General features: G+C 27.3%; 21 protein-coding genes. All 21 read right to left on the reverse strand.

All coding sequences use genetic code 11. The features are described from left to right. Positions 1-579: 579 nt before the first annotated feature. Positions 580-1773 carry a pyridoxal phosphate-dependent aminotransferase gene (locus tag JL105_RS05080; RefSeq protein ID WP_132027358.1) on the reverse strand — a complete coding sequence of 398 codons (1194 nt, stop codon included), beginning with the start codon at positions 1771-1773 and terminating at the stop codon, positions 580-582. Positions 1774-1914: 141 nt separating this feature from the next. Beyond that, a complete protein-coding gene (locus tag JL105_RS05085) occupies positions 1915-2295 on the reverse strand; it encodes a PadR family transcriptional regulator (RefSeq protein WP_237722314.1) in 381 nt (126 codons plus the stop codon). Further along, entirely contained in the window at positions 2295-3113 is an 819-nt protein-coding gene (locus JL105_RS05090; protein WP_132027356.1) for a PHP domain-containing protein, read from the reverse strand. The genes JL105_RS05085 and JL105_RS05090 overlap by 1 nt, the downstream gene beginning before the upstream one ends. A 201-nt stretch (positions 3114-3314) precedes the next feature. Continuing rightward, positions 3315-3575: a stage V sporulation protein S gene (locus JL105_RS05095; RefSeq protein WP_132027354.1), complete on the reverse strand. Its 261-nt coding sequence runs from the start codon at positions 3573-3575 to the stop codon at positions 3315-3317. Positions 3576-3720: 145 nt separating this feature from the next. Beyond that, positions 3721-5265, reverse strand: coding sequence for a ribonuclease Y (rny, locus tag JL105_RS05100; protein WP_428841439.1), 1545 nt, complete (start codon positions 5263-5265; stop codon positions 3721-3723). 207 nt (positions 5266-5472) lie between these two features. Further along, positions 5473-6129 carry an AAA family ATPase gene (locus JL105_RS05105; RefSeq protein WP_132027350.1) on the reverse strand — a complete coding sequence of 219 codons (657 nt, stop codon included), beginning with the start codon at positions 6127-6129 and terminating at the stop codon, positions 5473-5475. A 4-nt stretch (positions 6130-6133) separates the two neighbouring features. Beyond that, a complete protein-coding gene (locus tag JL105_RS05110) occupies positions 6134-6382 on the reverse strand; it encodes a hypothetical protein (protein WP_132027348.1) in 249 nt (82 codons plus the stop codon). Positions 6383-6395: 13 nt separating this feature from the next. Beyond that, positions 6396-7838, reverse strand: a complete 1443-nt coding sequence (locus JL105_RS05115; protein ID WP_158280002.1) for an AAA family ATPase — start codon at positions 7836-7838, stop codon at positions 6396-6398. A gap of 1 nt (position 7839) precedes the next feature. After that, complete coding sequence (locus JL105_RS05120; protein ID WP_132027344.1) at positions 7840-8829, reverse strand: metallophosphoesterase family protein; 990 nt, start codon at positions 8827-8829, stop codon at positions 7840-7842. Positions 8830-8875: 46 nt separating this feature from the next. Continuing rightward, entirely contained in the window at positions 8876-9952 is a 1077-nt protein-coding gene (gene recA / locus JL105_RS05125; protein ID WP_132027342.1) for a recombinase RecA, read from the reverse strand. Between the two features lie 110 nt (positions 9953-10062). Beyond that, a complete protein-coding gene (locus JL105_RS05130) occupies positions 10063-11283 on the reverse strand; it encodes a competence/damage-inducible protein A (RefSeq protein WP_132027340.1) in 1221 nt (406 codons plus the stop codon). Between the two features lie 15 nt (positions 11284-11298). Continuing rightward, a complete protein-coding gene (gene pgsA, locus JL105_RS05135) occupies positions 11299-11844 on the reverse strand; it encodes a CDP-diacylglycerol--glycerol-3-phosphate 3-phosphatidyltransferase (protein WP_132027338.1) in 546 nt (181 codons plus the stop codon). Next, positions 11828-13168 (reverse strand): 30S ribosomal protein S12 methylthiotransferase RimO, encoded by a 1341-nt coding sequence (rimO, locus tag JL105_RS05140; protein ID WP_132027336.1) that lies wholly within the window; start codon positions 13166-13168, stop codon positions 11828-11830. Before rimO ends, pgsA begins: the two co-directional genes overlap by 17 nt. After that, positions 13159-15318: a DNA translocase FtsK gene (locus JL105_RS05145; RefSeq protein WP_132027334.1), complete on the reverse strand. Its 2160-nt coding sequence runs from the start codon at positions 15316-15318 to the stop codon at positions 13159-13161. Before JL105_RS05145 ends, rimO begins: the two co-directional genes overlap by 10 nt. Positions 15319-15364: 46 nt before the next feature. Next, the gene (uppP, locus tag JL105_RS05150; RefSeq protein WP_132027332.1) at positions 15365-16195 is read right to left on the reverse strand and encodes an undecaprenyl-diphosphatase UppP; all 831 of its coding nucleotides are present in this window, start codon (positions 16193-16195) and stop codon (positions 15365-15367) included. 67 nt (positions 16196-16262) lie between these two features. After that, positions 16263-16955, reverse strand: coding sequence for a ClpP family protease (locus tag JL105_RS05155; protein ID WP_132027330.1), 693 nt, complete (start codon positions 16953-16955; stop codon positions 16263-16265). A 131-nt stretch (positions 16956-17086) separates the two neighbouring features. Beyond that, positions 17087-18301: an aspartate kinase gene (dapG, locus tag JL105_RS05160; RefSeq protein ID WP_132027328.1), complete on the reverse strand. Its 1215-nt coding sequence runs from the start codon at positions 18299-18301 to the stop codon at positions 17087-17089. Positions 18302-18368: 67 nt separating this feature from the next. Beyond that, positions 18369-18611, reverse strand: coding sequence for a YlmC/YmxH family sporulation protein (locus tag JL105_RS05165; protein WP_132027326.1), 243 nt, complete (start codon positions 18609-18611; stop codon positions 18369-18371). A gap of 104 nt (positions 18612-18715) precedes the next feature. Then, on the reverse strand, positions 18716-19150 hold the full coding sequence (gene dut / locus JL105_RS05170) for a dUTP diphosphatase (RefSeq protein WP_132027324.1): 435 nt from the start codon (positions 19148-19150) through the stop codon (positions 18716-18718). Between the two features lie 92 nt (positions 19151-19242). Then, positions 19243-19950 (reverse strand): polysaccharide deacetylase family protein, encoded by a 708-nt coding sequence (locus JL105_RS05175; protein ID WP_132027322.1) that lies wholly within the window; start codon positions 19948-19950, stop codon positions 19243-19245. 106 nt (positions 19951-20056) lie between these two features. Continuing rightward, on the reverse strand, positions 20057-22147 hold the full coding sequence (locus JL105_RS05180) for a polyribonucleotide nucleotidyltransferase (protein ID WP_132027320.1): 2091 nt from the start codon (positions 22145-22147) through the stop codon (positions 20057-20059). Between the last annotated feature and the right edge of the window lie 37 nt (positions 22148-22184).

Genomic DNA, 22184 nt, shown 5'->3' on the forward strand with positions numbered 1-22184 from the left:
GGGAAAATTATTTTCCGAAATTTAAGGAAAAGTACTTGCCGTTTACAATACTCTACTATACATATACAATCGTAAAATTTACTATGTTTTTTATTTCATTAAAATCTATATTTTTTAGAATAGTGTTATACAATTCTCCTGCTTTATATATTTATATATTATTGAATATTTCTAAATGCTACCCAGAGAAATACTTTTATTTTATGTTTTATAATTTTTTTAAATAAACATTAGTGAACATCTTATTATTTTATTTAAATATAGTCCAATTCTATGCTAAATTTATGTAATAAACAAAAACTTCATAAAAAAATATAAAAATACACTAACCTCAAAAAATACTTTTTATTTTGTGTTCTATGACGATTTTGAAGGTACACTCATATCAATGGTATAGAACCATGATAATCGCTCTTAAAAACTCCCCTGGGCACTTAAAGGGTCTTTTAGGAACGTTTAAGAGGTAGAACACCCTTTATAAACAGTTAAGGTTTACATAATATATTTATGTAAACCTTAACTTCTATTAAAACGATTTATTTTAAAATTTTACTCTATTAAATATTATTTGATATCAAACTAAAACTGCTCTACAAAATCTTTTATTCGTTTTAAACCTTCTTTAATATTATCCATAGATGTTGCATAGGACAGCCTGATATAATTATCATCACCAAAACCTATGCCGGGAATAACTGCTACTTTACATTCATCTAATAAAACCTTTGCAAAATCTAAAGAATTGTTTATTTTGATTCCTTTAATAGTTTTTCCTTTTAGTTGAGTAATATTAACCATTATATAAAATGCGCCTTTTGGTTTTTTACAACTAAGTCCCCTAATTGAATTTATAGTTTCAACCATATAATTTCTTCTTTTCTCAAATTGTTTTTTCATTTCCTCTACACTACTTTGATCACCTATTAATCCTACTACACTTGCATATTGAGAAATAGAGCATGGATTAGAAGTAGTATGGCTTTGAATATTACTCATTACTTTTATTATTTTTTCGTGAGCTGCAGCAAATCCAATTCTCCATCCTGTCATCGCATAAGCCTTTGACATACCATTTATTACTACAGTCAAGTTTTTGATATTTTCGTTTAGAGATGCAATACTTATATGTTTATCATCATATACTAATTTTTCATATATTTCATCCGATATTATGAATATATTGTTTTCAATAGCCCAGCTGGCGATTTCTTTTAATTCGTTTTCATTATATATAGCTCCTGTCGGATTACTTGGACTATTTAATATTAGAGCCTTGGTTTTATTTGTTAATACCTTATTTAAATCTGATACAGAAAATTTAAAATCATTTTCTTCTTTTGTTTTTATATATACTGGTATTCCACCGGAAATTTTAATTAATTCTGGATAACTAACCCAGTAAGGTACACCTACAATAACTTCATCTCCAGGATTTATAATTGCCATTAATGCATTAAATATAGCATGTTTTGCACCGTTTGATATAATTATATTGTCGGTATTGTAGGTAAGATTATTATCTTTTTTTAACTTCTTACAAACTGCTTCTTTTAATTCAATAATACCCGAAGCAGGAGTATATCTTGTTAAACCTTCTTCTATGGCCCGTATACCTTCTCTTCTTATATTCTCAGGGGTATTAAAATCTGGTTCACCTGCTCCAAATCCAATAACATCTATACCTTGAGCCTTCATTGCTTTAGCTTTTGCTGTTATTTCTAAGGTAATAGATGGTGATATTTCTAATCCTTTTTTCGATAAATTGAAATTCATATTATCCCTCCATATTATTATTTATTTTATTTCAAATTTTTATTAAAATATTATTCATTTGAATATTTCTTATATATTCTTATATATTATATATTTCTATATAAATTTAAAATTTCCTTCTTTATGTGATCTAAATGTAATCTAAAATTTTATTCCATAAATATCTTTTAATACAGATTGTACAATATATAAAGAGTCTTCAAAAGCAGGTTTATATTGTAACAATATTATTTGATAATGTTTATATCCTTTGTCAGTAAGTTTATATCTTCTTATAGATCTTTTATCTGGTTCTTCCCACCAGCCTATAACATATCCACTTTCTTCAAGATCCCTTAATAATGGATATACCATTCCAGGGCTAGGCTCCCATTTGCCATCTAATCGATTTTTTATTTCTTCAATAATTTCATTTCCATAATAACTCCTATCTCTTAATAAATGTAAAATATATAGTTTTACAAAAGAAGTAGTGCTAATTTTTGATGGGAACTGCCTATTTCTCTCGTTTTTATAACTCATTATATCCTTCCTTTCATTATTGGGATATAATCTATATTTACATAATAATTTCCTAATAAATATTCCCCATTGATTAATATGCCATGACAATCAGAACCACCTGTAACTATTAAATTATGTTGTTTGGCAATATCTATTAATTTCTTTACATCTTCTGATTTATGTCTAGAATGTACGGCTTCTATACCATCAATTCCTAAATTTACACAACTAGTGATTATATTAAAATTATTTAATAATCCAGGATGTGCTAATACAGCAATTCCCTCTAATTCATGAATAAGATCTATAGTTTCTTCTAATTTTAATGATTCTTTTTCCACATAAGCTTCCTTTCCTCTGTTTAGATATAATTCAAAAGCTTCATCTATATTATTAACAAAGCCATGTTTTACGAGAACTCTAGCTATGTGTGGTCTTCCAATATAATTATTTCTTCCCGCTTCAATTTGCACTTCTTCTATACTAATATTCATACCAAGCTTATTAATTTTTTTAACCATCTCAATACCCCTTAAAATCCTTTTGTTTTTTAAACTATCAGTAATTTTTTTTAATTTTAGTGATTTATAATCTATAAAATAACCCAATATATGTACTTCTTCATCTTTAAAAATACAGCTAAATTCTATTCCAGGAATTATATATAACTTTATTTTTGTTTTACTATATTGTATTGCTGATTCTATAGCATCTACGGTATCATGATCTGTAATGGCTATGCCATCAAGTTTTTTTGTTATAGCTAAATCAATTACTTGATGAGGAGTTAATAATCCATCCGAACAAGTAGTGTGTACGTGTAGATCAAATATCATAAATATTCTCTCCTTTTTTTAAAAAAAGTATTTTAATTAATATTGCATACAATCTATATTATATACACATCAATATATTAAGGCAATTTTTATAATTTTTATTTTTACAATACTTATAATAGTAACTATTATTAAACTATTAAATATATTATATATATATAAAAAAACCTGTTGTGAGCAACAGGTTTTTTTACACTAAATTTATCTTGGTTCTACAATTAACTTAATAGCTGTCCTTTCTTCACCGTCAATTTCAACATCAGTGAAAGCTGGTATGCAAATGAGATCAACTCCACTAGGTGCAACAAATCCTCTTGCAATAGCTACAGCTTTAACTGCCTGATTTAAAGCACCTGCTCCAATTGCTTGTAATTCTGCATTACCTTTTTCTCTTAATACTCCAGCTAGTGCTCCTGCTACAGAATTTGGACTTGATTTTGCTGATACTTTTAACACATCCATTAAAACATCCCCCTTATATTAATATATTTTTTGTATATATTAATATTCTATATTTAATTCAAAAATCCTTTTTTTATTTTAAAAAAGTTATAAAAAATTTATATTTTTTATTATGCATGAAAATAAAAATTCCTGATAAATGAATTTATTTTGCATATTCAACAGCTCTTGTTTCTCTAATAACATTTACTTTTATTTGTCCTGGATAATCTAATTCGGATTCTATCCTTTTAGCAATTTCTCTTGCAGTGTGAACTATTTCGTCATCTTTAACATCTTCAGGTTTTACCATAATTCTTAATTCACGTCCTGCTTGTATAGCATAAGATTTTTCAATTCCATCAAATGAATTTGCAATTTCTTCTAATTTTTCAAGCCTTTTTATATAAGCTTCTAAAGTCTCTCTCCTTGCACCAGGTCTTGCAGCAGAAATTGCATCAGCAGCTTGGACTAAAACAGCTTCTACACTCTGAGGTTCTATATCTCCATGATGAGCTGCTATAGCATGCAAAACTTCTTTTGATTCTCTATATCTTCTAGCTATATCTACTCCAATATCTACATGAGGACCTTCTATTTCGTGATCTACGGCTTTCCCTATATCATGCAATAATCCTGCTCTTTTAGCTATTTTAACATTTGCCCCTAACTCGGCTGCCATAACCCCTGCAATATGAGATACTTCGATAGAATGTTTTAAAACGTTTTGACCATAGCTTGTTCTGTATTTTAATCTACCAAGTAACTTTATTAATTCTGGATGTAAATTATGAATACCTGTTTCAAATGCTGCTTGTTCACCTTCTTCTTTTATAATATTATCAACTTCCACTTTAGCTTTTTCAACCATTTCTTCAATTCTTGCAGGATGTATTCTCCCATCTACAATTAATTTTTCTAAAGCAATTCTTGCAATTTCTCTTCTTATAGGATCAAATCCAGATAATACTACCGCTTCTGGCGTATCGTCAATTATTAGATCGATTCCTGTTAAAGTTTCAAGTGTTCTAATATTTCTACCTTCTCTACCAATTATTCTACCTTTCATTTCATCATTTGGTAAATTTACTACTGTTACTGTTGTTTCTGCAACATGGTCTGCAGCACATCTTTGAATAGCGCATGAAATGATTTCTCGTGCTCTTTTTTCAGCTTCTTCTCTAGTTTGTGCTTCAATTTCTTTAATAATCATGGCAGATTCATGAGCTATTTCTTTTTTAATATCGTTTAATAATAATTCTTTTGCTTCTTCGGAGGTTAAGCCTGAAAGTCTTTCTAATTCTTCTACTTGCTTTTCATAGAGTTCATTTATAAGAATTTCTTTTTCATTTAGTTCCTTTTCTTTTTTATTAAGAATTTCTTCTCTTCTTTCAAGAGTTTCACTTTTTCTATCTATAGATTCTTCTTTGTGCATTAAGCGACGTTCTAATTTTTGTATTTCTGATCGTCTTTCTCTATTTTCTTTTTCATTTTCAATTCTTATTTTGTGAACTTCTTCTTTTGCTTCCAGTAAAACCTCTTTTTTACGTGTTTCAGCTTCATGATTAGCATCTTCAATAATCTTTATAGCTAATTCTTCGGCATTTTTGATTTTTCGTTCACCAATATTTTTCCTTATATAATAGCCAGCTACAATTCCGACAATAATACCTATGATAATACCTATGATGGTTATTACAATATCAATAATGACCCACCTCCTGTTCTATTTAATTTTCAAGTTCCATTTACATATTCCAGTTATACACACAATCTTAGTAAAAATATAAACCGAGTAGTCTCGGTCTATAGAGTCTACATACTATAATTTTGCATAGCATGGTTCGTTTTTATTTTATTACTTTTTAATAAATATGTCAAGACAACTGAACTATTACTTTACAACATTATAAATTAATTAAAATGTGATTTCTTCTAAATAACTTCTTGATTCCTTCAAGTATACTCTATAGGCTTTAGTACCAATTGAAGAAAGATGATTATTATGGGTCACCATAATAATTTGTCTATTAAATAATTCTGATGTCTTTTTTAAAAAATCAGCTACGTTAAAAATATACTCTTCACTTACATGTTTAGCAGGTTCATCTAGTATAAGAGGTCCTTCAATTTTGGGTTTATATATTTCTAGAAAAGCAATACGTAATGCTAAAGAAATAATATCTACTACTCCACCACCCCTTGATAATTCTGGTTTAGTTTTTATAGTACCCTCTTTAGTTTTAGTCAATACATAAAACTCAGCATTTGGTTTACCATAAAGTTCATTTATTTCTATTTTAAATTCTACATTGTTTTCAAAAATGTATTGTAAACAATTAGTAACTAATGATTCAACTTGAATTTTGGCTTGATTTCTAGCAAATTCAGAAGTATTTTGTAAAAGCACACTAACTTTTTCCATTAATTGAATTTTAGATTCAATTTTTTGAATTAAATTTTCATGTTCTTGTATTTGTTCTAGTATTTTTTCTTTTTTACCTTGTTCTTTTGAAATATAAGATTTCATATTAGAAATATAAGATTCCAATTCTTTATAATTATTTATAGGCATATCATCACTTCTCTTCTAATATATCCTTTGGCAACAGAGCATTAGCTTTTTGGAAAAGTTCATTTATTTCTATTGTTAATTTTTCAATTTCTTCATCTAATTTTTCAGGATCTACTCCTAAACTATTTAGTTCTTTTATAATTTCCGCTTGCTGATTATTTAATTGCTCTAATCTAGCTTCTGCTTTATATTTTAAGTTTTTAGCCCTTTCAAGATTATCTTTTAATTTATTAAGTTCTTTTTCATAATCCATATTTGTATCCTCCTTACTTATATTTATTAATTATTTCATCAATTTTTAGTTTGTCAATGGGACTAAAACATAGTGGGCATACCTCAATCTTTGATAATATATATTTATATTGTTTTAAGTATTCATCTAACATTAGAGAAATATTTTTTATTTGTTTTTTAATATCAAGTTTTGTATCATTAATAGTTTTATATATTTTATTATAATCTTTTAATTTTATTATTCTATTTATTTTATTTTCAAGTAAATTATTTGTATAAATAACTTGTTCAAGATTTTTAAATTCATCCGTATAAATAATACCAATTGAAATATTTTTATTTATATTGTTTAATTTATTGTTTAGTTTTACTAGTTTATCTAATCTTAATATCTTTTTTTCAATAAAACTAAGATCATATTGAATTTTGTGTATTTCTTCCAATTTAATTAACAATTTTTTGTTTTTTAAAATATCATTTTTTATATAATTATAACTTTTGTTAAGATTATTGAGTTGTTCTATTTTATCATTATATAAATTAATTTTTTCTAATAAATTTTCAACTGTGAAAGTATTTTTTAAAACTTTAACTAAATTACTATTATGCTTAATTTGTTCCCTAATATTATTAAGTTCATAATATTTATCACTTAAATATATATGTTTTTTAATATCCTGAGATAGTCTTCGTTCTATTGTTATAATTTTATCAATATTATTAAGTTTTCTTAAATAATCTTCCATTAGTTTTATTTCTTTGTTTAATTTATTTAGCTCATTTCGCAAAAAGTCCAATTTTGTTAATTTTTGTTCACTCTTATATATAAAATGTTTAACTTTATCTAATTCCTCAATTCTATCTATTAAATTATCTAAATATTCATATTCTTCCAAGTTATTGTAAAGAACGTCTAAAGTTTCCTCATAAGATTTTTTCTTTATATTTAAATTCCTTATATCTTTTAAAGTATCTTTTAAAGCATCATCTACTATATGCACTCCAACTAATCTACCAATAGCATTAGCTCTTACAGAACTCTTTTCTGAAATAAGAAAAGGTCCTTCTAATTGTTCACTTATATTAATAGAGTTAGTTTGATTACTATCTAGAGGAACCTTTCTTATGGAAGTTGCAGCTATGATTTCCTTAGGAACTAAAGTTCCAAAACCTTCAAATATTTTTTCATTTCCCTCTTTATCATATAAAATATATAAGTTTTTACTTTTGCTTCTATATCTTTTGATTTTGGTATTATCACTGAAAGTAACTGTTACACTACATTCACTTTCACCTTCTCTTATAAAAAAATCCCCAGAAGGTTCATTGTATAAAACCCATTTTAAAGCTCTGATTATAGCAGTTTTACCTTGATCTGATGGACCAACTATAACATTCAAACTAGAATCAAACTCTATTTCCGTGTATTTATGCGATTGAAAGTTTTCTAATATAAGTTTCTTTATATATTTCATATCAAAATTCATCTCCTAAACTTTTCATTTGGGAGTTAGATATTCTTCTTAATGCTTCTTTTTTTACTTCTTCTGGTACTCCTTCTGCATTAGATACTTCCATTAATATTTCGTTTATTTCTAGTTTTTCAAAATTTACTGCAGTATCTATAGATTGTTTGAAATCAAAAAGTTTTTCTGATTTGAATATATGATCTTCTATTTCTTTTCTATCTAAAACATCTAAGCCATGAGCTGCAGATTTTAATTGAATCAATTCTACATCAATATGATGATTATTCAAATTTATTAATACGACTTTAGGCATTCGTTCTATTTCTGTTAAACTATTAGTTATTCTTATAAGACTGCCAGGATTTATAAAATATTTATTATCAATTTTTATAATGCCAAAACCTGAGTGATAATGTCCAGATAAAGTAATATCAGCTTGTGTATCAATTATATCTTCAATTAAAGTATAAGGTATACCTTTGATAAAAGGTTTATTTAAAAGCATACCATGAACCATGTGAATAGAATAATCAACATCATCAGATACATCTTTTACTATATAATTAGATTTATTTTTTTCATTATCTATATTATATGTATAAGATTTTCCAGTCAATTGAACTTTTACACCATTTTTATTTAAAAATATTTTTTCCTCATCTTTTATTATTCTTACTACATTTAATGTATCTAATAAACCAAGCATAGTTCTATCTATAGTTTGAGGATTATGACCATAGATATCATGATTTCCACAAATAGTATATATTGGCACTTTTATATTGTTCAACATAGATGCAAAATGTCCCACCACAGAAACAGAGACATCAGGTCTATCAAATAAATCCCCTCCATGTAGAAGAAAATCTACATCATATTTTTTAACAATTTCATTTACTTCTAAAATCTTTTTTTCAAGTGTTTTATATAAATCATCTTTTCTGTTTTTAGGTGTAGTTCCTCTAATATGTGTATCTGTAATAAAAAGTAATCTCAATGATTGCCACTCCTTGCAAATAAACCTCCTTTAAAGGAGGTTTATTTTATTTTCCTTTTTCTTCTTTTTCTTTTGACTCAATCTTTTTTTCATTATTATTATCGTTATTATCTAAATTTGGATTTTGAGATGTTAATCCAAATTGTTCTCTTATTTTGTTTTCTATTTCCTGTGCAATTTCTGGGTTTTCTTTTAAAAAATCTTTGGCATTTTCTCTTCCTTGTCCAAGTCTATGTTCACCATAACTATACCAAGATCCAGATTTATTGATTATCTCTGCATCAACTCCAGCATCTAATATATTTCCTTCTTTTGATATACCGGTACCATACATTATATCAAATTCAGCTTGTTTAAAGGGTGGAGCTAGCTTGTTTTTTACTACCCTAACTCTAGTTCTATTACCAAGTATGTTATCTCCTTGTTTTATTGAATCAATTCTTCTAACATCGAGCCGTATACTTGCATAAAACTTTAAAGCTCTTCCTCCTGTTGTAGTTTCTGGATTACCAAACATTACACCAACCTTTTCTCTTAATTGGTTAATGAAAATTAAAGTAGTATTAGATTTATTAATTGCTCCTGCTAATTTTCTTAATGCTTGAGACATTAATCTAGCCTGCAGTCCTACATGGCTGTCACCCATTTCCCCTTCAATTTCTGCCTTAGGTACAAGAGCAGCTACTGAATCTACTACCACTATATCAACAGCACCGCTCCTTACTAAAGCTTCAGCAATTTCCAATGCTTGTTCACCTGTATCAGGTTGGGATACTATTAAGTTATCTATATCGACCCCTAATTTTCTTGCATAAATAGGATCTAAAGCATGTTCTGCATCTATAAAAGCAGCAATACCGTCCAATTTTTGAGCTTCAGCAATTGCATGTAATGCTACAGTAGTTTTTCCTGATGATTCTGGACCGAATATTTCAACTATTCTTCCTCTAGGTAGTCCACCAATACCAAGAGCAATATCTAAATCTAAAGAACCTGTTGGTATTACATCGATATTTTGAATGTCAGTGTCCCCTAATATCATGATAGAGCCCTTACCAAATTGTTTTTCAATTTGGTTTATAGCAATATCTAAAGCTTTCTTTTTTTCATTTTTATCAGTCATTTTTCTCCCAGTTAGCTGGGATCACCACCTTTCTTATTAACGAACGCTAGTTCTATATTAATTATATATCAACTTCTAAAATTAGTCAAACAAAAATTAAAAGGATATATTTAAATAATTTTTCTTAATTCATCAAAGGCTCTTATAGCAGTTCTATTTTGAATAGCAGTCCTGTTCCCATTAAATATAGATTTAATAGCAAAAGTATCATCACTAGTAGCTATTCCAATATATACCAAACCTACAGGTTTTTTACAATTTCCTCCAGAAGGTCCAGCTATACCCGTAGTTGATAAAGTAATATCTACACCAGTCTTGTTTAAAAGCCCTAGAGCCATCTCTAAAGCTACTTGTTCGCTAACAGCACCATATTTATTTAATGTTTCTTCTTTAACCCCTAACTCTTCTATTTTGGACCTATTGCTATAGGTAACTATTCCTCTATCTAATACTTGGGATACGCCAGGTACTTTAGTAAAACGACTTACTATGAGTCCTCCAGTTATAGATTCACAAAATGCTATTTTCATATTTTTTTCTAATAATTTATTATAAATTACTTCTTCTATAGATTTATCCTCATAACTATATATATATTTTGATATTTTAGAATCTATTTTTTGAATAGTATTTTGTAGTAGTTTATTTACTTTTTCTTCGCTCTTTCCCTTTGCTATAACTTTTATATCTACTTTACCATCTTTTGCATATGTTGCAATATTGGGATTATTTGAATCGTTTATTATATCTTTTAACATACTTTCTAATGCTGATTCACCTATACCTATAGTATTTATAGTTTTTATTTTTATAATATTATCCTGTTTTATTAAAGGTATAACATATTTATTAAACATTAATTTCATTTCTTCAGGAGGACCAGGAAGTAATATTAAAATTTTACCCTGATGTTCAATATATAAACCAGGAGCTGTTCCAATTTCGTTTTTTAATAAGTGACTTCCTTTTGGTATATACGCTTGTTTTATATTATTAGATGTCATAGGTTTACTCATCTTTTTAAAATAATTTTCAATCTCTTCTTTTACAGAATTGTTTAATACGAGTTCAATACCTAAAGCTTTAGCTACAATTTCCTTGGTCATATCATCATATGTAGGTCCTAAACCACCAGTAAATACAATTAAATCTGCTCTTTTCATACTAATATTTATAACATCTTCTAATAGATTTGGATTATCTATTACTGCAGTATGATATTGAACATTTATACCCATAGATGATAATTTTTTACTAATATAATGTGTATTAGTATTTAAAGTATTGCCTAAAATTATTTCAGTTCCCACAGAAATTATTTCTCCAATCATCATAATCACTCCTATTTATTTTTCTCCGGCTTCTAAAACATGTTTATTTTTATATATATAATCTATACCAGATATAACTGTAAAAAACAGTGCAATGTATAATATGATCTTATCTAAAGGAATGCCTATTAATTTAAAAGGATAATTATCTACTAGTAATAATATTATAGCTATTAATTGAGTAGCAGTTTTTATTTTACCTAAAGAAGAAGCTGCTATAGTTATTCCCTCTGAAGCAGCAATTGTTCTAAATCCAGTAATAGTAAACTCTCTAGCAATTATTATTACCACAATCCAAGCAGGAATTTGGCCTAATTGAACCATTGATATAAGAGCTGTAGAAACCAGTAACTTATCTGCTAATGGATCTATAAATTTCCCAAAAGTAGTTATTTGATTTCTACTTCTAGCTATATATCCATCTAGACCATCTGTGGCAGCTGCAATTGCAAATATTAGTGCTGCTATATAGTTACTATTGTTTAAATTTGAAAATAATACTACCATAAATAATGGAATCAGTAAAACTCGAAATATAGTTATTTTATTTGCTAAATTCATCTACCATCTCTCCAATCAAATCATATTCTAAACAGTCTATAATTTTAACATAAACATATTCTCCTAAATCTAACTCTTTATTAGAATATATATAAACAAAACCATCTATTTCAGGGCTATCCATATATGTTCTACCTATATATATACCCTCTTCACATATTTCTTCTACTAATGTTAAATATACCTTTCCAATTTTTTGTTGATTCAATTCATATGATATCTTTTGTTGTAATTCCATTAATTTATTTCTTCTGTTTTGCTTAACTATTTCTTCTACCTGTGAGTCAAAATTATATGCTGGAGTTCCTTCTTCTCTCGAATAAGTAAACACCCCTAGTTTGTCAAATTTTATATTTTTCACAAAGTTGTAGAGTTCTTGAAAATGTATCTCCTCTTCTCCAGGAAATCCTACTATAAAAGTTGTTCTTATTATTATATTTGGAATTTCTTTTCTTAATTTACTTATTAAATTTATGATATCCTCTTTAGATGTTTTTCTATTCATTTTATTTAGTATAGGATTGCTAATATGTTGTAGTGGAATATCTACATATTTAACTACCTTTTCATTAGTTTTTATTGCATAAATTAAATCATCTGTAAAATTATCTGGATATAAATATAGAAGTCTAATCCACTGTAAATTTTTAATTGCATTGAGTTCTTTTAATAATTCAGCTAATTTATAATCTCCATATAAATCAATACCGTAATCAGCAGTGTTTTGAGCAATTAGTATTACTTCTTTAACACCATTTTCTGCCATATAACTTACTTCTTTAATTATATCTTCTATTTTTCTACTTCTATATTTCCCACGTAATCTAGGAATAATACAATAGGAACAATAGTTATTACATCCTTCTGATATTTTTACGTATTCTGTAGACTTAAAATTTGTTCTTTTAATTTCTTCTAAGTAATTTTCGTTTATATTTTTTGTTTTTTCTACTCTTTTTTCTCCTTTTTCAAGAGAATCTATTACATCTACAATATCTTTAATATTTCCTGTGCCTATTATTGCATCAACTTCATTAATTTCTTTTAACAATTCTTTAGAATATCTTTCAGCTAAACAACCTGCTAGTATTAAATATTTACAATTACCTGTATTTTTATATTTTGTCATTTCCCATATAGTTTCAATCGATTCTTCTTTTGCATCTTGAATAAAACAACAAGTATTTATTATTATTATATCTGCTTTTTCTAATGAATTGGTAATAATATAATTGTTTTTTCTTAATAATCCCATCATTAATTCTGAGTCAATTTCATTTTTTGAACAACCTAAAGTCACTATAGATATGTTTTTTACTCCCATTCTTTATCGCTCCCTAATAAAGTTTTTATATCATCTTTAGTTGCTAGAACTTTTCTTGGTTTACTACCTTCATGTCCACCAATAATTCCCCTTGCTTCCATTTCATCTATAATTCTTGCTGCTCTAGCATATCCAATTTTTAATTTTCTTTGTAATAAGGAAATTGATGCCTGTCCCTCATCTACAACTAATTTAATGGCTTCTGGCAACAAAGCATCTGAATCATCTATGAATTTATTAATTTCCACTTCTTTTTGAATGTTTTTTAAAATATTACTATCGTACTCTGTTATATTTTGCTTTTTTAGAAATTTAACTACTTTTTCAACTTCTTTATCACTAATGTATGCACCTTGTATACGTATTGGTTTAGAAGAGTCTGAAGGGAAAAATAGCATATCTCCTTTTCCTAATAGTTTTTCTGCGCCAGCCATATCCAATATAGTTCTTGAATCTATTTGCGAAGATACGGCAAAAGAAATTCTAGAAGGTATATTAGCTTTTATAGTACCCGTTATAACATCTACCGAAGGTCTTTGAGTAGCTACTATTAAATAAATACCAGCTGCTCTTGCCATTTGTGCTAATCGACATATATAATCCTCTACCTCTTGTGCAGCTACCATCATTAAATCTGCTAATTCGTCAATTATAATAACAATTTTAAATAATTTTTCTTTTTGTTTGTTTTTTGTTTTACTGTTATATGAATTTATGTCTCGAACATTATTTTGAGCAAATATTTTATATCGTCTCTCCATTTCTTCTACAGCCCAATTTAATGCAAAAGCAGCTTTCTTAGGTTCAGTAACAACTGGTATTAATAAATGGGGTATCCCATTATATATACTTAATTCTACTACTTTCGGATCTATTAGCAATAACTTAACTTCGTCAGGATGTGCTTTGAATAATATACTTAATATTATTGTATTTATGCATACAGACTTTCCAGAACCAGTAGCACCAGCAATCAACAAATGAGGCATTTTATCTATAGTAGATACTATGGGTTTACCTGCAATATCTTTACCTAATGTTAAAGGCAAATCACTATCTAGGTTTGTATATTCTTCAGATTTTAATATTTCTTTTAAATTTACATTATCTTTAATTTTATTTGGGACTTCTATTCCTACTGCTGATTTCCCAGGTATAGGTGCTTCTATTCTAATATCAGATGTTGCTAAACTTAATGCTAAATCGTCTGCTAAATTAATAATTTTGCTAACTTTAACTCCTGGTGCTGGTTGAAGCTCAAAACAGGTTATAGTTGGTCCTTTATTAATTTGGACAATTTTTGCATCAATATCAAAATTATTCATGGTTTCTTCAATTTTTTTTGCATTTTTCAATATTTCTTTTTTATTACTTTCATCTTGTTTAACAGGATTTTCTAACAAATCTAAAGGAGGTAATTTAAAATTGGTAAAGTTATATTTATTATTTGATGTAATATTATCAGTTCCTTCTTTATTAATTTTAAAATTATTATTAGAAGGGGTATTTTTAGTATAGTCATAAATTATTATTTCTTTTTTCTCTTTATTAGCAGCATTAGTAAATTTTTCTTCTTTATAGTCAGTTTTTATATTTATTTTATTATTTTGTTTTTTCTCCCATGTTTTATTGATACGTATTTTTTTTATATAATCGTTAATTCTAATTTCTGTAAATTGTAAAATTGAAACAATGATTATAAAGCTTATAATTATATAGCTACCTATGGTACCAAATAACTTGAAGAAAATATATCCCAAAAATCCTCCAATTAATCCTCCGCCTAAACCTTCTTTACTTAATTTCAAAGATTGATTAATGCTTTTAGCAAAAGTTGTAAATTTTTGATTTTTTATATTTAAAAGCGTTAAAAAACAAATAAATAATGTAAAAATATAAATAGATTTTTTATCATCTTCAATATTAACTTTATTTATTATAAACAACAAACCTAATGCTAAAATTATAACAGGAAATATGTATCCTCCAAAACCCATGAGAGTAAAATATACATTTCTTAAAAGTATTCCTACAATTCCTGTTTTATAGCTAAATAAACTTATAGCTGAAAGTATACCAAATGAAATAAGTGCAATGCCCAATATTTCTCGATTGTATTTTTCATTTCTATCTAATTTTTTTTTACTCAAAAATATCACCCTTTGAAATTAAAACTAAATATAAAATATGACAGTATTATCTTATAAAATGAGAAAATATAGTTATACAACCAATTATCCATAAATAATATGAAAAATAATGTAATTTATTTCTTTTAAGAACTTTAATTAAGAATTTAATAGCTAATATTCCTACAATAGTAGATAATAAAATTCCTATTATTAGTGGCATATCAATAGTTGTTTTGCTTCCTGTTTTTATTACATCCATTATTCCAAGTAACCCAGCACCGAATGTTGCAGGAAGTGCCAATAAAAATGAAAATTCTGTAGCTAACGATCTATCAAATCCTCTAAATAATCCTGCTACAATAGTTGATCCAGATCTTGATATTCCAGGTATTATAGCTATTCCTTGAAAAGTTCCAACTATTAATGAATCAAGTATTGTCATTTCTTTAACTTTTTTAGCTTCATTAGGTTTTTTATTCGCTATCCAAAGTAAAAATCCTGTTACCAAAAAAGCTATTCCAATTGGTAATAAAGATGATGAATATAGCTTTTCAAAAAAATCTTCAAATAACAATCCAATGATTGCTGTAGGGATACTTCCTATTATGATTAGTAATGCTAATTTTTGATAGTCATTAGTAATTTTAAATTTCTTATTTTTTATTCCATCCCTTAACATTTTAAAGAACTCAACTATTATATTCATTATATCATTAAAATATACTATTACTATTGAAATCAGAGTCCCAAAATGAAGCATTTCAGTAAAAAAAAGATTTCCTTCCTTAATATTAAAAAAATGTTGCAGTACAACTAGATGTCCTGAACTACTTATAGGTAAAAATTCAGAAATTCCTTGAAAAATGCCTAAAATTATAGCTTGAAATAATGTCAAAATGATTCCCCCTTATTTAAAAGTTTAGATATACTGTTGTTATTATAGCATAATTTAAATTCTTATACTATTTATATTTATTATCTATTAATATATTTAATTTATTTAATGCACAATCAAATCCACCAACTTCATCTATAATCCCATAATCAACAGCTTCTTTGCCAATAAGAATTGTACCAATATCATTTGCTAGTTCATCAGTAGAATACATCAGTCGGATTAAATCTTTTTTATTTATATTAGAAGTTCGTAGTATAAAATCTATTATTCTTTGTTGCATCTTTTCAAAATATCTAAAAGTTTGAGGTACGCCTATAACTAAACCAGTAGTTCGAATAGGATGAATTGTCATAGCTGCTGTCGGTACAATAAAAGAATAATCAGAAGCTGTAGCTAATGGAACGCCTATACTATGTCCACCTCCTAATACTAGGGATACTTTGGGTTTATCTATACTATTTATCATTTCAGCGAGAGCCAAACCAGCTTCTACATCTCCTCCTACTGTATTTAATATTATAAAAATACCCTTTATATTAGGATCTTGTACTGCTGCTATTAATATTGGAATTATATGTTCGTATTTAGTTGTTTTTTTATCAGAAGAAGATATATTATGCCCTTCTATTTCTCCTATGATAGTCAAGAACTGAATAGAGCTTTGAAAATTAGATATATTTGGAGCTCCCATTTGTCTTATATTATTCACAATTTCTTCTTTTTCTTCTTTGTTATCACTATCTTTATTCTTATCCATATTATCCCTCCATTTAAATTAAACGTTGATATCTACCAATGCTATATTGTAGTTTTAACTCTTTTATTAATAATATGCTTAATTACATAAAATAAATCTAGTTCAAAGTATTGAACCAGATTTATTTTATACTATTCGTATAATTTAAATTCATTATGGAGAGCTTTTAGTGCTTTATTTGTATCCTCTTCTTTTATTAAACACCAAATAGTATTATGTGAATCTGAAGTTTGCAATATTTTTATATTTTCTTTTGATAAGGCTTTTACAATTCTTGCCATTACTCCGGGTATGCCTCTCATTTTATATCCAATAACGCTGATTTTACAACAATTTTCTACAATTTTGTATTCAAAATTACCCTTATTTAATATGGAAATGAGTTTATCTTTATTATTTTCATCAATAGTAAATATTTTTTTATCTACGAGAAAATTGATCAAATCTAAGCTTATACCATTAGAAGTAATTTCATCCATTAGCTTATTTACATTAGATTCATCATCGCTTAATGATATAATAAATTGAACTCTTCCTTTTTTATAAGTTATAGCGGTAATTATTTTTTCATTAAACAGTTCTTTTCTATTATTTATAAAATTTACATTTACTTCTTCTATAGAAGTACCTTCGCTATCTGAATAAGTGTTTTTTATAATCAAAGGTATATTTGATTGTTGAGCCATTTCTACGGCTCTTGGATGAATAACTTTTGCACCATCTTCTGCTAATTGATATACTTCGGAATAACACATTTTTTTTATTACCTTTGCATTTGGAACTATGTTAGGATCTGCTGTCATTATTCCATCTACATCGGTAAATATTTCTACATAGTTACAATTAAGTGCTTTACCTAAGGCAACAGCTGTTATATCACTTCCGCCTCTACCTAATGTAGTAATTTCTCCAAACTTATTGCTACCTTGAAAACCTGCTACTACTACTATTTTGTTTTCTTCCAAATAATTTAGAATCCTATCTGGATTTACATCTATAATATCTGCATTACCAAAATTACTATTAGTTATTATTCCTGCTTGAAAACCTGTTAATACTACTGCTTCATATCCTCTTTCGCATATGTGATTTGCTAAAATTACAGCTGAAATAATTTCACCACAAGATATTAAAAGATCTATTTCGCGATTGGAAATAATTTTTGGGTTAATTAATCCTAACAAAGTATCAGTTGCATAAGGATCTCCTTTTCGACCCATTGCCGAAACAACAACTACTATTTTATTCCCTTCTTCATATTTTTTAATAATTTTATTAGTAGCTTTATTTCTACTTTCTACGGAAGATACGGATGTGCCCCCAAATTTTTGAACAACTATATTCATTATTTATCACCTCTAGTATTTTATCTATAGTTTATAATATGTTTTTAACTGTTATATTGTGAGATTATCAGTCACTATCTAATTCAACGATTATCATATCATTTCCTATTTTTTTAATAGTTTGCCAAGGTATTTCAATGTAATCATCTTCAGAAAATAATTTAAATTGCAATTTTCTTTTAGGAACCAATAAAAATAATATTTTACCAGTTTTTTCATCTATTAATATATCACAGTCTGCAATGATACCTAATCTTTCGCCATTGTTTAAATTAACTAATTCTTTGCCTCCTAATTCATCTAATAGCATTGGATCAACTCCTTTGTTTTATATTAAATATTATTAAATATTATGATGTTGTTTTTTGTTTTATGTTATTATCATTTATGATAAAATCTAATATGATATATTTTTTATCTATATCCAGTATGCCCAAAACCGCCTTCCCCTCTTTCAGTATCATCTAAAGAATCCACTTCTTTAAATTCTACTCTTTCATATTTTAAAAATACTATTTGCGCAATTCTATCTCCTTTATTTATTATATATTCTTCTTTACCTAAATTTACTAATATAACTCCTATTTCCCCTCTATAATCACTATCAATAGTTCCTATTCCATTTGCTAAACAAATTCCATGCTTTAATGCTAAGCCACTTCTAGCTCTAATTTGAGCTTCATATCCATCTGGTATGGACATATAAATACCAGTAGGGATTAAGACTCTATCTAATGGTTTTAAAACTATAGGTTCAGCTATGTTAGCGTATAGATCCATACCAGATGAACCAGTAGTTTTGTAATTAGGAGTTGGAAAAGGACTTTTATTTACTATATTTATTTTCATATTTTATCACCTCAATTAGAAATAAAAAATTATTGCTTGTCCATATTTTTACATAAAATTATTATTATCAATCAAACTCAACTAATTTTTATTTATTTGATTATATCTTTTATCCTGCCAATTTTATAACCATTACTGTATAGTAATTTTATTATATCTGGTAATGCTTTTACTGTTTCTTCTGTAGGATGCATTAATATAATTGCTGAATTATGCAATTTATCATTTATTCTATCAATTATCTTTTGTTTGTTACTATCTTCACGCCAATCAATTGTATCAATGCTCCACATAATTATATCATAATTTAAATCTTTTGCAGCCCTTATTGTATTATCATTATAAGCTCCAGATGGAGGTGCAAAATATTTAGGCTCTTCTTTAACAATTTGAGTTATAGTATTATGAGCTTTGATAATTTCTTCCTTGTTTGCTTCATAACTTAATTTATCATAATCTATGTGTTTATAACCATGATTCCCAATCTCATGCCCATTTTCATAAATTTTTTTAAGCAATTCAGGATTTTTTTCAGCCCATACCCCTGTAACAAAAAAAGTTATATTAATGTTCTCGTTTTTAAATATTTCCAGTATAGCTGGTATGTATTCATTTCCCCAATCCACATTACAAGTAAGTGCTACTATCTTATCATCTATGTTGCCTTTATAGTAAATATCCATCTTAAACGTTTCTTCTGCTTTATTATAAAAATTAATATAAATTAAAGTCAATGTTATAATCAAAATTATTATTATACATATATTAAATATTTTCTTATTAAAAACAAATATTTTCATATTATCCCTCCAAATATACCTATATATTATCTATATTCAAAGAAAGCAAAAATATTTTACTTTTAGGAAAAATAAAAAACATGAACCTTGTTTTGGTTCATGTTTTTTATTTTTTATTTTCTTTTGGTAAAGTTGCTTTTCTAGATAAATTAATTCTACCTTGACCATCTATATCTATTACTTTTACTAAAATCTCATCTCCTACTTTTAATACATCTTCTACTTTATCTATCCTTTCATGTGAAATATTTGAGATGTGTACTAATCCTTCTTTACCATTTGGAAATTCTACGAAGGCTCCAAAAGGAACTATTCTTACTACTTGACCTAGGTATGTTTCTCCTACTTCTACATCTTTAGTTATTTTGTTTATTAATTCAACAGCTTTTTTCCCATTTTCTGCATTATCAGATACAATAAATACTTTTCCATCATCTTCTATGTCAATTTTGACACCTGTTTCATCAATTATCTTATTGATCATTTTACCACCAGGACCTATAATATCTCTTATTTTGTCAGGATCAACTTGCATTGTAAATATCCTTGGAGCATAAGGTGATAATTCTTCTCTAGGCTTGGATATTACTTCATTCATTTTATCTAATATAAATAATCTAGCTTTTCTAGCTCTTAATAATGCTTCTTTCAATATAGCTCTATTTATACCAGGTATTTTTATATCCATTTGTACAGCAGTAATCCCCTCTCTTGTACCTGCAACTTTAAAATCCATATCTCCTAGATGGTCTTCCAAACCTTGTATGTCAGTTAATATTACTACTTTCTCTTCAGATTTTATTAGTCCCATAGCTATTCCTGCAACAGGTGCTTTAATTGGCACTCCAGCATCTAAAAGAGCCAATGTACTTCCACAGACACTAGCTTGAGAACTAGAGCCATTTGAGCTTAATACCTCTGATACTAACCTTATTGTATATGGAAATTCATTTTCTTCCGGAATTACCGGTTCTAAAGCTCTCTCAGCTAATGCTCCATGCCCTACTTCTCTTCTATTTGGTCCTCTTAACGGTCTAGTATCACCAACACAATAAGGCGGAAAATTATAATGATGCATATATCTCTTAAACTCTTCTTCACTAATTCCGTCTATTATTTGTACATCACTAGAAGCGCCTAATGTAGCAACAGTTAATACTTGAGTTTGCCCTCTTGTAAATAAACCAGAACCGTGAACTCTTGGAAGTATACCTACTTCACAACTTATTGGTCGGATTTCATCAATTTTTCTATTATCTGGTCTTATACCTTCTTCTAATATTAATCTTCTAACTTCTTCTTTTACTATTTCATCAAGTACTTCAGATATATCTTCATCATTTTCTGGATATTCTTCTATAAATTTATTGATAGTTTCTTCTTTTACACTTTCTATATTGTTTTCTCTTTCCTGCTTTTCCACTGTTTTTATAGCTTCTATAAGTTTTTCAGTAGCATATTCTCTAACTTTTTTTTCTATCTCATCATCTGGCTTAAATACTTGATATTCTTGTTTTTCTTTACCCACTTCTAATTGTATAGATTCTATAAATTTACATAATTTTTTAATCTCTTCATGTGCATATAAAATTCCATCAAGAATGATAGATTCTGGTAATTCATTTGCTCCTGCTTCTACCATCATTATAGCATTTTCAGTACCAGAAACTATCAGATTCATATCTGAATTATCCCTTTCTTCTGCTGTTGGATTTATTACTAACTCTTCATTAACCAAACCTACCGAAACTGAAGCAGTAGGACCATTAAAAGGTATATCAGATATTGTCAATGCTATAGAAGAACCAATCATAGCAACAATGTCTGGAGTACAATCTTGATCTACAGATAAGACTGTTGCTATAACTTGTACATCGTTTCTATATCCATCAGGAAATAAAGGGCGAATTGGTCTATCTATCAATCTAGATGTAAGTATAGCTTTATCACTAGGTTTGCCTTCTCTTTTTATAAATCCTCCAGGTATTTTACCTACTGCATATAATTTTTCTTCAAAATCTACACTTAGTGGAAAAAAATCTATATCTTCCCTGGGTTCTTTAGACGCAGTTGCAGTAACTAATACTACAGTATCTCCATATTGTAATAAGCATGCTCCATTAGCTTGTTCAGCAACCTTCCCAATAGTTACAATTAGAGATCTTCCTGCTAAGTCATATTTAAACCGTTTTTCCATTTTCTCACTCCTTAATAAAATTATTAATATTATTATA

Origin of the sequence: Keratinibaculum paraultunense (genome assembly GCF_016767175.1) — a bacterium.
Taxonomy (GTDB): Bacteria; Bacillota; Clostridia; order Tissierellales; family Tepidimicrobiaceae; genus Keratinibaculum; species Keratinibaculum paraultunense.

Bases quoted from the DNA above. Each gene is read 5' to 3' on its own strand.
- JL105_RS05080 (WP_132027358.1), bottom strand. From the start codon at position 1,773: ATGAATTTCAATTTATCGAAAAAAGGATTAGAAATATCACCATCTATT.
- JL105_RS05085 (WP_237722314.1), bottom strand. From the start codon at position 2,295: ATGAGTTATAAAAACGAGAGAAATAGGCAGTTCCCATCAAAAATTAGC.
- JL105_RS05090 (WP_132027356.1), bottom strand. From the start codon at position 3,113: ATGATATTTGATCTACACGTACACACTACTTGTTCGGATGGATTATTA.
- JL105_RS05095 (WP_132027354.1), bottom strand. From the start codon at position 3,575: ATGGATGTGTTAAAAGTATCAGCAAAATCAAGTCCAAATTCTGTAGCA.
- JL105_RS05105 (WP_132027350.1), bottom strand. From the start codon at position 6,129: ATGCCTATAAATAATTATAAAGAATTGGAATCTTATATTTCTAATATG.
- JL105_RS05110 (WP_132027348.1), bottom strand. From the start codon at position 6,382: ATGGATTATGAAAAAGAACTTAATAAATTAAAAGATAATCTTGAAAGG.
- JL105_RS05115 (WP_158280002.1), bottom strand. From the start codon at position 7,838: ATGAAATATATAAAGAAACTTATATTAGAAAACTTTCAATCGCATAAA.
- recA (WP_132027342.1), bottom strand. From the start codon at position 9,952: ATGACTGATAAAAATGAAAAAAAGAAAGCTTTAGATATTGCTATAAAC.
- JL105_RS05130 (WP_132027340.1), bottom strand. From the start codon at position 11,283: ATGATTGGAGAAATAATTTCTGTGGGAACTGAAATAATTTTAGGCAAT.
- pgsA (WP_132027338.1), bottom strand. From the start codon at position 11,844: ATGAATTTAGCAAATAAAATAACTATATTTCGAGTTTTACTGATTCCA.
- rimO (WP_132027336.1), bottom strand. From the start codon at position 13,168: ATGGGAGTAAAAAACATATCTATAGTGACTTTAGGTTGTTCAAAAAAT.
- JL105_RS05155 (WP_132027330.1), bottom strand. From the start codon at position 16,955: ATGGATAAGAATAAAGATAGTGATAACAAAGAAGAAAAAGAAGAAATT.
- dapG (WP_132027328.1), bottom strand. From the start codon at position 18,301: ATGAATATAGTTGTTCAAAAATTTGGGGGCACATCCGTATCTTCCGTA.
- JL105_RS05165 (WP_132027326.1), bottom strand. From the start codon at position 18,611: ATGCTATTAGATGAATTAGGAGGCAAAGAATTAGTTAATTTAAACAAT.
- dut (WP_132027324.1), bottom strand. From the start codon at position 19,150: ATGAAAATAAATATAGTAAATAAAAGTCCTTTTCCAACTCCTAATTAC.
- JL105_RS05175 (WP_132027322.1), bottom strand. From the start codon at position 19,950: ATGAAAATATTTGTTTTTAATAAGAAAATATTTAATATATGTATAATA.
- JL105_RS05180 (WP_132027320.1), bottom strand. From the start codon at position 22,147: ATGGAAAAACGGTTTAAATATGACTTAGCAGGAAGATCTCTAATTGTA.